Genomic DNA, 13270 nt, shown 5'->3' with positions numbered 1-13270 from the left:
ATCTCCCCCTTGTAACGGGTCACAGAGTGATCAAGTTATTGTTTTTAGTGTGCTTGTAACAATAGAAATCATTACAGGTAATTTCCAAGGTTGCAAGGTACAAATAATTTTTATAGTTCTCAAGATGTACACTTCACATTGGTCTGACATCGTACCAGCTAATATATACACTTGAAAAGCCCAGAACACAAAACTTCTTTAACAAATAAGTAACCAATTAAGTCTTTTTTGTTAATTTTATGCGTTCTAACTCATTTTTTCTAAACTGATAAACTGATTTTCAGATGTTAAACGTAGTCTAAAACGCCCTCGAATGCCTAACGTCGAAATAAAGGGTCGAAAGCGCTCTACGGGTAACCGAATAGATTTCCCTTGCTCTGAATGCACTTGCACAGATTTAATCGTCCCATGATAAAACTGCAAGCACTCTTCATAACCTATTGATACTGAAAAATAATACTCGTTCATAAAATCTCTTTTACTTTAAAGCATTAACAACTTTTTCATACAAATCAGGGCTCAATTTTGGCAAGGAGAGTAAACGCTTTAACTGTGACTCTATTAATTCTTGACGAGTCGAATCTAGGCGCTTCCAGCCCATGAGAGGCGTTATCATACGCGATGCATTTTGCGGATTAATCTCATTAAGTTGAATCAATAAATCTGTTAACAATTGATACCCTGATCCATCTTTGGCATGAAAAGAAGCCGTATTAAAGAAAGTAAAACTGTTAACAAGTGCACGAACCCTATTAGGATTAGCAATATCAAAACAAGGGTGTTGGTAAAGCTGTTGAATATGTTTAATCACATCACCTTGCTTTATTAAAGCATTCACTGCTAGCCATTTATCCATCACCAACACATCTTTCTGCCATTTTTGTTCAAATTGCGTTAAAAATGTAGGATATAGCGAGTGCGAACTCAACACCGAAGCATGTAAAACAGACAAGACATCTGTCATATTATTTGATTTAAACTGCGTTATTAACAGCTGATTTCCGGTGGGTGTATCCACTTTGGCGATATAATACACACACACCGCTTTTATAGCTCTTTGTCCAACAGCTTCAGCAGAAATCACACCTCTGTCGTCTTGTTGTTGATACAAGCTAATAAAAGCATCGGCAAACTCAGCTGCAATCTGTGATTCGAATTGGTCAACGACCGTCAATATTTCGTCGATTGGAACGGTTTTAAACTGAGCAGCAAGGGTTTCAAATGTTGGTAGTTTGAGCAACTCTGCTTTCAACTCTTTCTCGATTTGACCATCGTTGATTAAACCCTGAATTAATTCCTTGATAGCCGAATCAAGCCTGTAGCTTGTCTTTGATTCAACAGCTTTTTTAATCAACTGAGTAAATAATGTTTGTTGTGCATCCCATCTCGAAAATTCACTATCCGCATGTTTAACAATCGTAATCAACTGCGCTATTTGATAATTATAAATGAGCTGGCATGGCGCTGAAAAATCTTCTAACAAGACTGGGGTCGGTCGTGACTGAATACCTTCGAACACAAAGGTGTGTTCTGAATTCGTTAAATTTAATATATTGGAGACTGGTTCACCGGCACTTTGTAAAGAGAACACCTTCCCATTATCATCGAGTAATTGAATTGCGAATGGAATATGTAAATTATATTTATTCGTTTGATCTGCTGTTACAGGATGATGTTGCTTAATGGTTAAATGATAAGCCTGTTTAACTGCGTCATAATCATCACTCACAGAAAGTTCAGGTGTACCTGATTGACTGTACCAACGCTTAAATTGTGTGAGATCTACATTCGTGGCATCACTCATTGCATTGACAAAATCATCACAAGTAACGGCTTGCCCATCATGACGTTTAAAATAAAGATCCATACCAGCCCTAAAACCTTGTTTACCAAGTAATGTGTGGATCATTCGTATAACTTCAGCACCTTTATCATATACAGTGACTGTATAAAAGTTATTCATTTCTATTACTTTATCAGGCCGAATTGAATGAGACATGGGGCCTGCATCTTCTGCAAACTGATGTGTCCGCATTACTTTCACGGCTGCGATACGATTGAGCGCCCGAGAACCGAGATCTGCACTGAATTCTTGATCACGAAACACTGTTAACCCCTCTTTGAGGGATAGCTGGAACCAATCACGACAAGTAACTCGGTTTCCGGTCCAATTATGAAAGTATTCATGGCCAATAATTGATTCGATGGTGTGATAATCTTTATCTGTGGCAGTTTCTTGATTGGCCAATACACATTTACTGTTAAAGATATTGAGCCCTTTGTTTTCCATCGCCCCCATATTGAAAAAATCAACAGCAACAATCATGTATATATCGAGGTCGTACTCTAAGCCATAGACCTCTTCATCCCATTTCATGGCATGCTTTAACGATGCCATAGCATGCTCAGACTTATCTAAGTTACCTTTATCAACAAACAGCGCTAACTCAACTGTTCGGCCACTTTGGGTAATAAAGGAATCATTGAGTACATCGAAATCACCGGCGACTAACGCAAATAAGTAACACGGCTTTTTATACGGATCTTGCCAAATAGTGTAATGACGACCATCAGCAGACTTCCCTTCCTCGATCTTGTTACCATTGGATAATAAATAAGGAAAAGATTGATCAGCGATAATTTTCACTTCATAGGTGGCTAGTACATCAGGTCTATCTGGAAAATACGTAATTTTACGAAAACCTTCAGCTTCACATTGCGTACAATAAGCGCCACCTGATAAATATAACCCTTCTAAAGAAGTATTTTGTAGCGGGTTTATTTCGGTGACAATTATTAGTTCAAAAGAATCTTCGTCAACATTAAGCGTCATTGTTTCAGAATCACACTGATAGCTTTCTGTTTTTTTACCATTAATTTTCACTTCAACAAGCGTCAAGTCAACACCATCTAAAACAAATTGGTTCGCGCTGGGGTTCAAGCGCGACACTTTTGAAACCGCGGTTACACGTGTCGCTTGCTCATAAAGGTCAAATGTGAGTGAAATATCTTCGATAGTAAAATCGACGGGTTGATAATCTTTGAGGTATTTTGCTTGTGCAGCCATAAAAATCGCCATTAAAAAGGCGCCCAGAGGCGCGATTTGTTATTTATCGTCTACTAAATGCTTAGGAGTAATCTTGAGGATCTTAATTCCAAGATACGCGTAAATCACCGCTAAGAACGGATTGATTAAATTAAAGAAGGCATAAACTGCATAATCAAGAGGATTAATCGCAAGCACACCTTGCATATACGCCCCGCACGTATTCCAAGGGATTAAGGGGCTGGTAATTGTCCCACCATCTTCAAGTGTTCGTGACAAATTAACCGTCGATAATCCGCGTTTTTCATATTCTTTTTTGAACATACGCCCAGGCATAACAATGGCCATATATTGATCAGCGGCGATCATATTTGTACCAATACAGGTCGCTATCGTCGCAGTAATTAATGAGCCCGTACTTTTCGCAATTTTTAGAATACTTTGTACAAACACCTCTAAAAGGCCAACTTTTTCCATCACAGAACCAAAAAGTAGAGCAATCATAATAAGCCAAGTGGTGTTGAGCATTCCCGCCATCCCACCACCACTTAATAAGCTATCCATACTATCGTCACCAGTGACAATGCTAAATCCATCAAAGAAAGCAGTCCAAACAAGCTTAGTACTCCCCACTAAATATGAATCAGTCGGGTTAATTTGTGCACTAATCAAATCTTGTTGAAAAATCAGTGCCCATACAGCTCCTAATGTCGCACCAATCGCAACAGCTGGAAACGCGGGCATTTTTTTAAGTGCCAAGAAGAGTAAAACAGCCAATGGAACCAACATTATCAGACCAATATTAAAATTGCCTTGTAATATTTGATTTATCTCGTTGATACGAGAAGCCTCGGCAACATCGGCTGCATTAAACCCCATAAATACAAAAATAATCACTGCAATAACAAAACTGGGGACGGTGGTCCATAACATGTGATGAATGTGATCAAATAAATTTGACCCAGCAACGGCTGGGGCTAAATTAGTTGTTTCCGAAAGAGGGCTTAATTTATCACCAAAGTAAGCGCCTGATATCACCGCACCCGCTGTGACCACTTGGTCAAGCCCTAAACCAGTTGCTACTCCTAATAATGCAACACCAATCGTGGCTGCAGTTGTCCAAGAGCTACCAATACTCATTGCGACAATGGCACATAAAATACAGCTTGCGGCATAGAACCAACTCGGGTTAATTACCTGTAAACCATAGTAGATTAACGTAGGAACTGTTCCAGACAATAACCACGTCCCAATTAATGAGCCAACCATAAATAAGATTAAAATCGCACCCAAAGACAAAGTAATTCCTTTGATCATGGCATCTTCAAGGATATCCCAGTTAAAGCCATTTTTAAGGCCTATTATCAATGCGATAGCTGTTGAGAATAATAATGCGATTTGATTGGGTCCACTCGAAGAACTATCTCCAAAAAGATAGACAGATCCACCGAGTGAAATTATTAGAAATAGGACGGGGATCATGGCGTCCGTCAGACTGGCTTGTTTGATTGCTTGCACTGGATAACCTCTGTTAGCGCACCCTAAAGATCTGGTTTATTGTTATTGAGATCGATCATCAGAGTGAGTGATTATGTATTGAGTTAAATAATTTATCATCACAGTATATCAAAGTATAAAATGGATAACTGCTTAGAACTTCAGCATTTAAAGAATAAAGAGGCATAAAAAAAGCGCCGAAGCGCTTTTTTTATTTTTTGGCGTACCGCCCGTACTTAATGTAGTCAGATGTTATTTGTGCTGTTTCTTCTAAAAAAGGATCCAGCTCAGAAATGACATCAGGCACATCTTCTAATTTTTCAATCGGTGTTTGGCCTAAACGTTTTAAGCGTTCGTTAGTACGTTTAAGGGCGAGTTGATCATTTTCATCACGCTCAGAGAGTCGCTGTTTTTCTAATAAAGAAATTGTTTTACGATCTTTTTCTTTTTGATAACGAGCAATATCGTCAAAAACGTAGCCAAACTCAGGCTCTGCTTTTATCCGCTCATCATGTTTTTGCTGTAAAAAGGTAATCGCGGAATTAAGATCTGCTATAGAATTATATTTAGCATTCGCTATTTGATCCCAAGGTAACGCATTGTCTTCTTGGCTTTCACCCCATTCAGCAGGGTCAATTGGCGAAGGAAGCGAAATATCTGGGATAACGCCTTTGTGCTGAGTACTACCACCGTTTATACGATAAAATTTTGCAATTGTATATTGCACACTGCCTAACTCTTTATCGTATAAGTCGTAATTACGTCCAAGACCTCGATGTTGTTGTACAGTGCCTTTACCAAACGTTTGTTCACCAATTATCACAGCTCGACCATAATCTTGCATCGCGGCGGCAAAAATTTCAGACGCTGAGGCTGAATAACGGTCAACTAACACAGTTAAAGGGCCATCATAAAAAGTAACCCCATCCGTGTCTTTTTGCTGCTCAACCCGGCCATTAAGGGTATGTATTTGAACCACTGGACCTTGGTCAATAAATAAACCGGTCAGTTGGGTAGCTTCATATAAAGAGCCTCCGCCATTTTGGCGAAGATCGATAATAATGCCATCTACCTGTTCTTCTTTAAGTTTTGTTAGTTCTTTTTTTACATCTTTGGATAAATTGTTGTAAAAACCAGGGATATCAATCACCCCGATTTTAGTATCGAGCTCAGTATATTTTGGTTCAAACACTGATGATTTAACGGCTTTATCTTCTAGCCGAATTTTATCCCGCGTAATTTCGACCTCAGAAGGGGTACCATGAGCATCAACACCTTTTAGATATTGCAAGCGAACTTTCGTCCCTTTGGGACCTTTGATCAGCTCTACTACATCATCTAAACGCCAACCAATCACATCAACATATTTTTCGGAGCCTTGCGCAACGCCAATGATGCGATCGTTAGCTTTAATTTTTTCAGATTTATCAGCTGGACCGCCCGGGACTAAACTGCGGATAACCGTGTAATCTTCATCATAGCCAAGCACAGCACCAATCCCTTCAAGTTCGAGATCCATGTCCATCTTAAATTGTTCTGCACGTCGCGGCGATAAATATGAGGTGTGAGCTTCAATACTGCGCGCAAATGAATTCATCGCAATTTGGAAAGCATCTTCGCTATTGGTTTGAACTAAACGCTTGAGTGTATAACTATAACGCTTTTCGAGAACTTCCTTAATTTCATCCCAATTTTTTCCAGTTAACTTGAGCCTCAAAGCATCATATTTAACTTTTTGACGCCAAATTTCATTAAGCTCTTCGGTTGTAGCCGGCCAAGGCGTGTCTTCACGATCAAAGTAATACAGATCTTCTTCATCGAATGTCATTTCTGTATTGAGTAAAGCGATAGAATATTGGTAACGCTCAAAGCGACGTTTAAGGCTGACATTAAACACATCAAAGGCAAAATCAAGCTTGCCTGTGCTGAGTGAGTTATCAACCACATTACGATATTTTTCAAAACCATCGACATCAGACTGCAAAAAAATTCGACGGTTATAATCGAGCGATTCGATATAACGGTCGAATATTTCAGACGAAAGCTCATCGTTTAATTGGATCAGCTTGTAATGAGCACGAGTAAAAAAGTTTGTCACTCTTTTGCTAGCGGTACTATGTTGACTTTCTTGTTTTAAAACAGGTAAATCAGCGAGTGTTAAGTTCTCTACTTTAGCAAATGTGTTGAATGCTAAAAATGCTGCTGCAATAGGAATGAGTTTAAACTTTTTACTCATACACCGTCTCCTTAGATTGAATACAGACTATCAGCCTTAATTTTCACCTGCATACCGGTCGCTAGGATGACGTGAATTTCTTCCTTGTTGATTTCAGTAATCGTACCGTTGATTAAAGCTTGGCCTAGTTTAACTTTAACTAGTTCATTTACTTTTATCTTATCAGCAGGCAAGGCTTCCATCTTCCCAGTTCGGCGAGGTGCTTTGTCTTGTTTAGTCTTACTAGACCCTACTTTAGTTCCTTTACTTGCAGAAGTATCTGAAGAATGTGGTTTCTTTTTGTAAGATTTTTTGTCTGCATCTTGTTTTGGACGCTGTTGCTTCTTACGCTGTGCAAATTTTGCACGACTTTCTTCCAGTGCTTTATTAGCATGATCAATATGCTCTTGCTCAACTTTTTCACAGTCGTTGCCATCAAGATCTATGCGAAATTCGTGTTTTGTTACTGCTTCTAGATAGCGCCAGTTTGATGTATATTTACGCAGAGCTTGACGAACTTGAGTTTTACTCACCGTTTCATCGCCTTCGATGCGCGCCGCTACATCTTTAAAAATCCCGACTTTAAGAGGCTTTATCGCGTCTTTTTCAGAAAAACAGTTTGGAAACTGTTTATATAGGTAACCTAATACCTCAGTAACATCTTTTAGCTTGTTAGTGGTGTCCATGTTTAAAACCTTTGTTTACATCTTTTCATCTAACGATGAAAGGACATATTGATTAACCCAGTCGATCAACTCTTCAAAGTCTGCTTCTAAAATAGCAGTATCTCCGCGAAGAACATCCCAAATACCAGTAATAATTTGTTCAATCGATTCGCAAGATGTATCTTCAGGTATTAGCTGCCATGCTGCATGAATTAGCTCATTCAGATTTTCAGCTACCTGCTCTTCATCACCTTCCCAATCACCAACATCTTGATCGGAATAAAGAAAATCTTGAACGTTTAATAAATCTTTCATTAAAGTTGCTGCTCAAAAGTTCGAATTAACAGCTCAAGTCCCGCTTGGTCTTCAGCATCAAAACGACTGTATATCGGGCTATCGATATCGAGAACCGCAATAACTTTATTATCCTTAAGGACAGGGATCACTATTTCAGAATTAGAAGCAGCATCACAGGCAATGTGACCAGCAAATTGATGTACATCAGCAATTCGTTGCGTTGTACTTAATTGTGCTGCAGTGCCACACACTCCTTTTCCTATTGGAATGCGAATGCAAGCAGGCTTGCCCTGAAATGGACCTAAAACCAACTCATCTTCACTATCAACTAAGTAGAAGCCTGCCCAATTGATGTCTTCTAAGCTCATGAATAATAATGCACTAATGTTTGCCATATTGGCTATAACATTACTTTCACCTGCTATCAATCCTTGCGCTTGTTGAACGAGAGACTGATAAAATGCATTTTTTTCCATAATGATACAACTATTAAAAAATAATACAGCTGCTTAAGGTACTCTTTCAAGGAAGGAAATGAAACCTTTAGCTAACAAAAAATCGTTAAAATAAGGCTAAAAATGGTGTCTTTGTTTATTTACTAAACAAGCATGATGACTTACCGAGCTAGCGAGCAACTTTAATCTCTTGGACTGCCGAGCTTTTTCTAAGTGTAAATAAAAATAACCCACCAGCCAGTAATGACATAACCGTATTGACTAAAAATATCTCACCGCCTGACGCACTAAAGATATACGAAAAAATCGCCCCCCCAAACATAGCGACAGTCAAAATGCTCGAATAGGAAACTTTGTCGTGTTTAAGTAAGAACAGGTATGCTGGAACCACGCAACTTGCCATCGTTAAACCTACGATGTGCGCGTTAGATAATGCGGTCATCAAAATGGAGAAAAATAGCTTTGTATCTGCTTGTTCGATACTCAAACAATAATACAAACCAATTATTGTGCCCACGAGAATAGGCGATAACAAAGAATACAAAATACTTTTTAAGATAGATGACTTCATGAGCGACACTCTTTTTTATTTTAAATCTAGCATCGCTGAATGATATAAACTTGCCTAGCAGACAAAAGTCTAATACCGAGTTTTAATCAAAAAAAAGCCACTCTTTGAGTGGCTGGGGAATGAAGTGGCGGAGAGATAGGGATTTGAACCCTAGATAGGCTACAAACCTATGCCGGTTTTCAAGACCGGTGCATTCGACCACTCTGCCATCTCTCCGTCATAATACGTGTGTAAAATAACTGGTCACAAGTAACGCACTGCATTACCTTATAAATTTAGTGGCGGAGAGATAGGGATTTGAACCCTAGATAGGCTACAAACCTATGCCGGTTTTCAAGACCGGTGCATTCGACCACTCTGCCATCTCTCCGCTGCGGGGTGCATATTAGTTAAGTGCTCCCTATTTGTGAAGTGTTTTTTTTCATTTTTGTGTTAAGTGCTCAAAAATCGTCACGTTTGCTTAAATCCCATGCAATATATTGAAAAAACGTCGGACTCCCCCATATCTACTTTGAACTTTGTTGATAATCAGCTACCTAACTTAATAGTATTTTGGTCTGTAGATTGCTCTAGGCAACAAGACTTGATAATCTTTAACCTGATTTAATAACTTTGAAACTGGCGCAGGAACGAGTTTCACACAAGGAGTCCTAATTATGGGGTTTAATCACGCTTACACATCCGAGAAATCGGCTAGCTCAATCCTCGATACCAATAAAGTATTACGTAATACGTACATGCTTCTCGGTATGACACTCGCGTTCAGTGCAGTGACCGCTGGTGTATCGATGGCGCTAAACTTACCTTATTTTATGGGTATCGTGTTTAGTTTAATTTCTCTTGGCTTACTGTTTGTAGTTAACAAGAAAGCCGACAGTGCTTCAGGTATCTTTTGGATTTTTGCATTTACAGGTTTAATGGGCGCATCACTTGGGCCATTATTAAACCACTATGCAGCAATGCCAAGTGGCCCGATGCTCATCATGCAAGCACTCGGTTCAACGGCCTTGGTATTTTTCGGTTTATCAGCCTATGCCATGACGACTAAAAAAGATTTTTCTTATTTAGGTGGTTTCCTGATGATAGGCCTACTGGTCGTGATAGTTGCAAGCCTAGTCAACATATTTATCGGGAGCAGCATTGCATTTTTAGCCATTAATGCCGCTGTCGTTTTTATCATGTCAGGACTCATTTTGTTCGATACCAGCCGTATTATCAACGGTGGCGAGACAAACTATATCCGTGCAACGGTATCACTTTACTTAAATGTTTATAATCTATTCACGTCAATGCTGCACTTATTAGGTGCATTTGGCGGAGATGATTAATTTTTGAAACATGCTAAACTAGCCCCGTTATTTCGGGGCTTTTTTATAGGTGAATTTTGGCCAGTTTTGTTCTTTCGTTACACAGTAGTCAATCAAACTATACCAGTGCCATTAATTTGATTGAGTTTGCGCAGGCTGCAATCGATGGTGGTCATTCAGTAGATGCTATTTTTCTTTATCAAGATGCCGTCTGGCATGCAAGCCAACACATTGTGGTCCCGACTGATGAGACACAAATTTTTCTGCGTTGGCAAAGTTTAGCGCAGCTAAACATCCCATTATTACTTTGTGTGACAGCTGCAGAAAAACGCGGTATAGATTTGGTCAATACGCAGCCATTTATAGTCGCAGGTCTTGCTGAATTTGCGATGAAAACAGCCAAAGCCGATAAATGGGTGCAATTTAAATGAAAAATATCTTAGTGATCAACCGAAGTAGTCCATTTTTGCACCAAAACGGGCGAGAAGCCCTAGATACAGCATTAATTTTTGCTGCCATCGATCAAAACGTGTCTGTGTTATTTCAAGGAGATGCTGTACTTTGTCTAAAAGCACAACAAAATCCCGGTTCAGCATACTTAAAAGATTATTTTAAAACGCTTAAAACATTGGATTTATATGATGTTGAGCAACTCTATGTTTGCCAACAATCTCTTGATGCTTATTGCCTCAATGAAATCGATTTATCGCTTAATGTGACACCACTCGATCAAGCGGGGATCCAGGCATTACTCTCTAAACAGGAGCATGTTGTAACACTATGATTTTACATATTGTCAATCAGCCTATCAGCAAAACCCCCTTCAATGAGCTTAAACAGCTTATCACTCAGGACGACACTTTATTTCTGACGGCTGATGCATGTTACGATTATCGACGCTATCAACAATTGAATTTCAAGCAACTTTTTTTACTCGAGCAAGATGCGCGCGCACGTTTAACCGAGCAAGAACTCAGCACTACTAATACCCTCAATTTTTCGCGCTGGGTCGAATTAACCCTAAGCCATCAACAAACAATTTCGTGGTAACTATGTTAATCCATCAAAACAATCAAATTAATACAGATAAAGAAGGCTATTTACTTAATAGCTCTGACTGGAGTATTGAGCTAGCTAAAACTATTGCCGAACTAGAACAAATACAACTGACCGATGCACACTGGGAAGTAGTGAATTTTGTCAGAGAATTTTATATCGAATTCAATACCAGCCCAGCCATTCGAATGCTCGTAAAAGCGATGGCTAAAAAACTGGGGGAAGACAAAGGGAACAGTATTTACCTATATAAGTTGTTTCCCAAAGGCCCAGCTAAGCAAGCGACTAAAATTGCAGGACTCCCCAAACCTGCCCGCTGTATTTAATCCTCAGGAGCATGTTTATTCTAACTGCTCCTGTTAAACCCTCGAGTTCATGTATCCGATCAGTTACACTAGTAACACATCCATCTTTGGCTAAATCATGTGTCAAATTCCAAACTTTTACGCCAACCTTACTCCATTTTAGTGGTCATTCATAAATCAAATAAAGACTGTTTATTGATCCAACGGGCAGATGATCCTGAATTTTGGCAATCCGTCACTGGCGGGATAGAAAGAGACGAAAGCCCACAGCAAACAGCCATTCGTGAATTAAAAGAAGAAACAGGCATCGACGTGCAACCGCTCGGTTTAAATGTTATTGATCGTCATAAAACCAATCAGTATGCAATTCGTGATTGCTGGCGTCACCGCTACCAAGCAAATGCGCGGATTAATACTGAGCATGTGTTTACAGTCTGTGTGCCTGATGATATCGAAATTAAACTTGATCCGAATGAACACACCGACTTGATTTGGCTCCCACAGCACGAAGCCGCAAATAAAGCGTGGTCACCTAGTAATAGCGCTGAGATTTTGGCGTTATAGCCTGAGAATATTTAACAAGCAGCTACAAAAAACACCACTCTTCGTGGTGTTTTTATATTGAAAAACACGGTATTCATTTAATCATGTGGAATGCGTACCCACCCTTCCATCAATACCCGAGCACTGCGGCTCATTATCGCACTTTTGACTTGCCACTGATGACCAACCATCACAGCTTCGGCGCCCACTTTGAGGGTGCCCGATGGATGACCAAACGTAACAGATGTTCGCTCATTGCCACCAGCTGCCAAATTCACTAAAGTGCCTGGCACAGCCGCCGCTGTAGCAATAGCCACCGCTGCAGTACCCATCATGGCATGGTGCAGTTTACCCATAGACAAAGCGCGCACATTGACATCGATATCGGCTTGATTAATTGCTTTACCACTTGATGAAACATAGGCTGAAGCAGGGGCAACAATGGCCACTTTTGGGGTGTGCTGGCGAGTTTTTGCTTCTTCAATATTCGCAATCAAACCCATTTTAATCGCACCATAAGCACGAATAGTCTCAAATCGCGCTAAAATGGCGTCATCGTTGTTAATCTCATCTTGCAATTCACAGCCACTAAAACCCAAATCAGCTGCATTTAAAAAAATGGTCGCAATACCCGCATTAATCAGGGTGGCATTAAAACTCCCCACACCAGGCACTTCAAGGTTATCGACGACATTACCTGTTGGGAACATCGCCCCTTCGCCATCAGCTGGATCCATAAAAGCCACTTCAACCTCAGCAGCAGGAAACGTCACCCCGTCTAATTCAAAGTCACCCGTTTCTTGTACTTCACCGTTAGTGACTGGCACATTTGCAATAATGGTTTTTTTTATATTAGCCTGCCAGATACGCACTGTGGCAATGCCATTTTCGGGGATACGACTTGCATCGACCAAACCATTACTAATGGCAAATGACCCAACTGCAGCGGTTAAATTGCCGCAATTGCCACTCCAGTCAACAAACGCTTTATCAATAGCGACTTGGCCAAACAGATAGTCAACATCGTGATCAGCTTGATGACTTTTTGATAAGATCACCGTTTTGCTGGTGCTTGATGTCGCCCCGCCCATGCCATCGGTTTGTTTACCATAAGGATCAGGGCTACCAATTACACGTAACAAAATGTTATCTCGTGCAGCACCCGGCACTTGCGCAGCTTCTGGTAAATCGGTGAGATTAAAAAACACCCCTTTACTGGTACCGCCACGCATATAAGTCGCGGGAATTTTAATTTGTGGTTTAAATGCCATTCACTGGCCTCCAAAAAAATTGCCCCACGTTATTCACGTGAG

Annotated in this window: 15 protein-coding genes and 2 tRNA genes; 6 read left to right on the top strand and 11 right to left on the bottom strand. The window is 40.0% G+C overall.

Translation table 11 applies throughout. The features are described from left to right. Positions 1-246: 246 nt before the first annotated feature. The 10 genes from AC3KVK_RS07770 to AC3KVK_RS07725 all read right to left on the bottom strand — a co-directional run bounded on the left by AC3KVK_RS07770 (position 247) and on the right by AC3KVK_RS07725 (position 9116). Positions 247-468, bottom strand: a complete 222-nt coding sequence (locus AC3KVK_RS07770; RefSeq protein ID WP_490312399.1) for a DUF2835 domain-containing protein — start codon at positions 466-468, stop codon at positions 247-249. A 10-nt stretch (positions 469-478) separates the two neighbouring features. Continuing rightward, on the bottom strand, positions 479-3079 hold the full coding sequence (gene pepN / locus AC3KVK_RS07765; protein ID WP_518526935.1) for an aminopeptidase N: 2601 nt from the start codon (positions 3077-3079) through the stop codon (positions 479-481). Between the two features lie 27 nt (positions 3080-3106). Beyond that, positions 3107-4528: a Na+/H+ antiporter NhaC gene (nhaC, locus tag AC3KVK_RS07760; RefSeq protein ID WP_490312448.1), complete on the bottom strand. Its 1422-nt coding sequence runs from the start codon at positions 4526-4528 to the stop codon at positions 3107-3109. Between the two features lie 226 nt (positions 4529-4754). Beyond that, positions 4755-6779, bottom strand: coding sequence for a carboxy terminal-processing peptidase (prc, locus tag AC3KVK_RS07755; protein ID WP_490312397.1), 2025 nt, complete (start codon positions 6777-6779; stop codon positions 4755-4757). A gap of 11 nt (positions 6780-6790) precedes the next feature. Then, the gene (gene proQ / locus AC3KVK_RS07750; protein ID WP_490312396.1) at positions 6791-7444 is read right to left on the bottom strand and encodes an RNA chaperone ProQ; all 654 of its coding nucleotides are present in this window, start codon (positions 7442-7444) and stop codon (positions 6791-6793) included. 15 nt (positions 7445-7459) lie between these two features. Beyond that, positions 7460-7738, bottom strand: a complete 279-nt coding sequence (locus AC3KVK_RS07745) for a hypothetical protein (RefSeq protein WP_490312395.1) — start codon at positions 7736-7738, stop codon at positions 7460-7462. Continuing rightward, on the bottom strand, positions 7738-8196 hold the full coding sequence (msrC, locus tag AC3KVK_RS07740) for a free L-methionine (R)-S-oxide reductase MsrC (RefSeq protein WP_490312394.1): 459 nt from the start codon (positions 8194-8196) through the stop codon (positions 7738-7740). Before msrC ends, AC3KVK_RS07745 begins: the two co-directional genes overlap by 1 nt. 148 nt (positions 8197-8344) lie before the next feature. Next, positions 8345-8746, bottom strand: coding sequence for a hypothetical protein (locus AC3KVK_RS07735; protein WP_490312392.1), 402 nt, complete (start codon positions 8744-8746; stop codon positions 8345-8347). 125 nt (positions 8747-8871) lie between these two features. Then, positions 8872-8962: transfer RNA gene (locus AC3KVK_RS07730), tRNA-Ser, on the bottom strand. 63 nt (positions 8963-9025) lie between these two features. Beyond that, positions 9026-9116: transfer RNA gene (locus tag AC3KVK_RS07725), tRNA-Ser, on the bottom strand. A gap of 286 nt (positions 9117-9402) precedes the next feature. On the opposite strand from AC3KVK_RS07725, the gene AC3KVK_RS07720 reads away from it, so the two are divergent. From AC3KVK_RS07720 to nudB, 6 genes are all read left to right on the top strand, one after another. Then, positions 9403-10074: a Bax inhibitor-1/YccA family protein gene (locus AC3KVK_RS07720; protein ID WP_490312391.1), complete on the top strand. Its 672-nt coding sequence runs from the start codon at positions 9403-9405 to the stop codon at positions 10072-10074. 56 nt (positions 10075-10130) lie between these two features. Then, positions 10131-10484 (top strand): sulfurtransferase complex subunit TusD, encoded by a 354-nt coding sequence (tusD, locus tag AC3KVK_RS07715; protein ID WP_490312390.1) that lies wholly within the window; start codon positions 10131-10133, stop codon positions 10482-10484. Beyond that, positions 10481-10837, top strand: coding sequence for a sulfurtransferase complex subunit TusC (gene tusC / locus AC3KVK_RS07710; protein ID WP_490312389.1), 357 nt, complete (start codon positions 10481-10483; stop codon positions 10835-10837). Before tusD ends, tusC begins: the two co-directional genes overlap by 4 nt. Further along, positions 10834-11103, top strand: a complete 270-nt coding sequence (locus AC3KVK_RS07705; protein ID WP_490312388.1) for a DsrH/TusB family sulfur metabolism protein — start codon at positions 10834-10836, stop codon at positions 11101-11103. Before tusC ends, AC3KVK_RS07705 begins: the two co-directional genes overlap by 4 nt. Positions 11104-11105: 2 nt before the next feature. Beyond that, positions 11106-11435, top strand: a complete 330-nt coding sequence (locus AC3KVK_RS07700; protein WP_490312387.1) for a TusE/DsrC/DsvC family sulfur relay protein — start codon at positions 11106-11108, stop codon at positions 11433-11435. A gap of 99 nt (positions 11436-11534) precedes the next feature. Next, on the top strand, positions 11535-11978 hold the full coding sequence (gene nudB / locus AC3KVK_RS07695; RefSeq protein ID WP_490312386.1) for a dihydroneopterin triphosphate diphosphatase: 444 nt from the start codon (positions 11535-11537) through the stop codon (positions 11976-11978). 77 nt (positions 11979-12055) lie between these two features. Here the strand turns inward: nudB and prpF are convergent, their stop codons facing one another. After that, positions 12056-13228 carry a 2-methylaconitate cis-trans isomerase PrpF gene (prpF, locus tag AC3KVK_RS07690; RefSeq protein WP_490312385.1) on the bottom strand — a complete coding sequence of 391 codons (1173 nt, stop codon included), beginning with the start codon at positions 13226-13228 and terminating at the stop codon, positions 12056-12058. Positions 13229-13270 lie beyond the last annotated feature (42 nt).

It is taken from the genome of Pseudoalteromonas sp. J2K-J979 (genome assembly GCF_058169715.2).
The sequence above is the reverse complement of the archived record's forward strand: the minus strand, read 5'-3'. Positions and strand labels throughout refer to the sequence as shown.

Excerpts from the sequence above, each read along its gene's own strand:
- AC3KVK_RS07770 (WP_490312399.1), bottom strand. The coding sequence starts at position 468 with ATGAACGAGTATTATTTTTCAGTATCAATAGGTTATGAAGAGTGCTTG.
- pepN (WP_518526935.1), bottom strand. The coding sequence starts at position 3,079 with ATGGCGATTTTTATGGCTGCACAAGCAAAATACCTCAAAGATTATCAA.
- nhaC (WP_490312448.1), bottom strand. The coding sequence starts at position 4,528 with ATGATCCCCGTCCTATTTCTAATAATTTCACTCGGTGGATCTGTCTAT.
- prc (WP_490312397.1), bottom strand. The coding sequence starts at position 6,779 with ATGAGTAAAAAGTTTAAACTCATTCCTATTGCAGCAGCATTTTTAGCA.
- proQ (WP_490312396.1), bottom strand. The coding sequence starts at position 7,444 with ATGGACACCACTAACAAGCTAAAAGATGTTACTGAGGTATTAGGTTAC.
- AC3KVK_RS07745 (WP_490312395.1), bottom strand. The coding sequence starts at position 7,738 with ATGAAAGATTTATTAAACGTTCAAGATTTTCTTTATTCCGATCAAGAT.
- msrC (WP_490312394.1), bottom strand. The coding sequence starts at position 8,196 with ATGGAAAAAAATGCATTTTATCAGTCTCTCGTTCAACAAGCGCAAGGA.
- AC3KVK_RS07735 (WP_490312392.1), bottom strand. The coding sequence starts at position 8,746 with ATGAAGTCATCTATCTTAAAAAGTATTTTGTATTCTTTGTTATCGCCT.
- AC3KVK_RS07720 (WP_490312391.1), top strand. The coding sequence starts at position 9,403 with ATGGGGTTTAATCACGCTTACACATCCGAGAAATCGGCTAGCTCAATC.
- tusC (WP_490312389.1), top strand. The coding sequence starts at position 10,481 with ATGAAAAATATCTTAGTGATCAACCGAAGTAGTCCATTTTTGCACCAA.
- AC3KVK_RS07705 (WP_490312388.1), top strand. The coding sequence starts at position 10,834 with ATGATTTTACATATTGTCAATCAGCCTATCAGCAAAACCCCCTTCAAT.
- AC3KVK_RS07700 (WP_490312387.1), top strand. The coding sequence starts at position 11,106 with ATGTTAATCCATCAAAACAATCAAATTAATACAGATAAAGAAGGCTAT.
- prpF (WP_490312385.1), bottom strand. The coding sequence starts at position 13,228 with ATGGCATTTAAACCACAAATTAAAATTCCCGCGACTTATATGCGTGGC.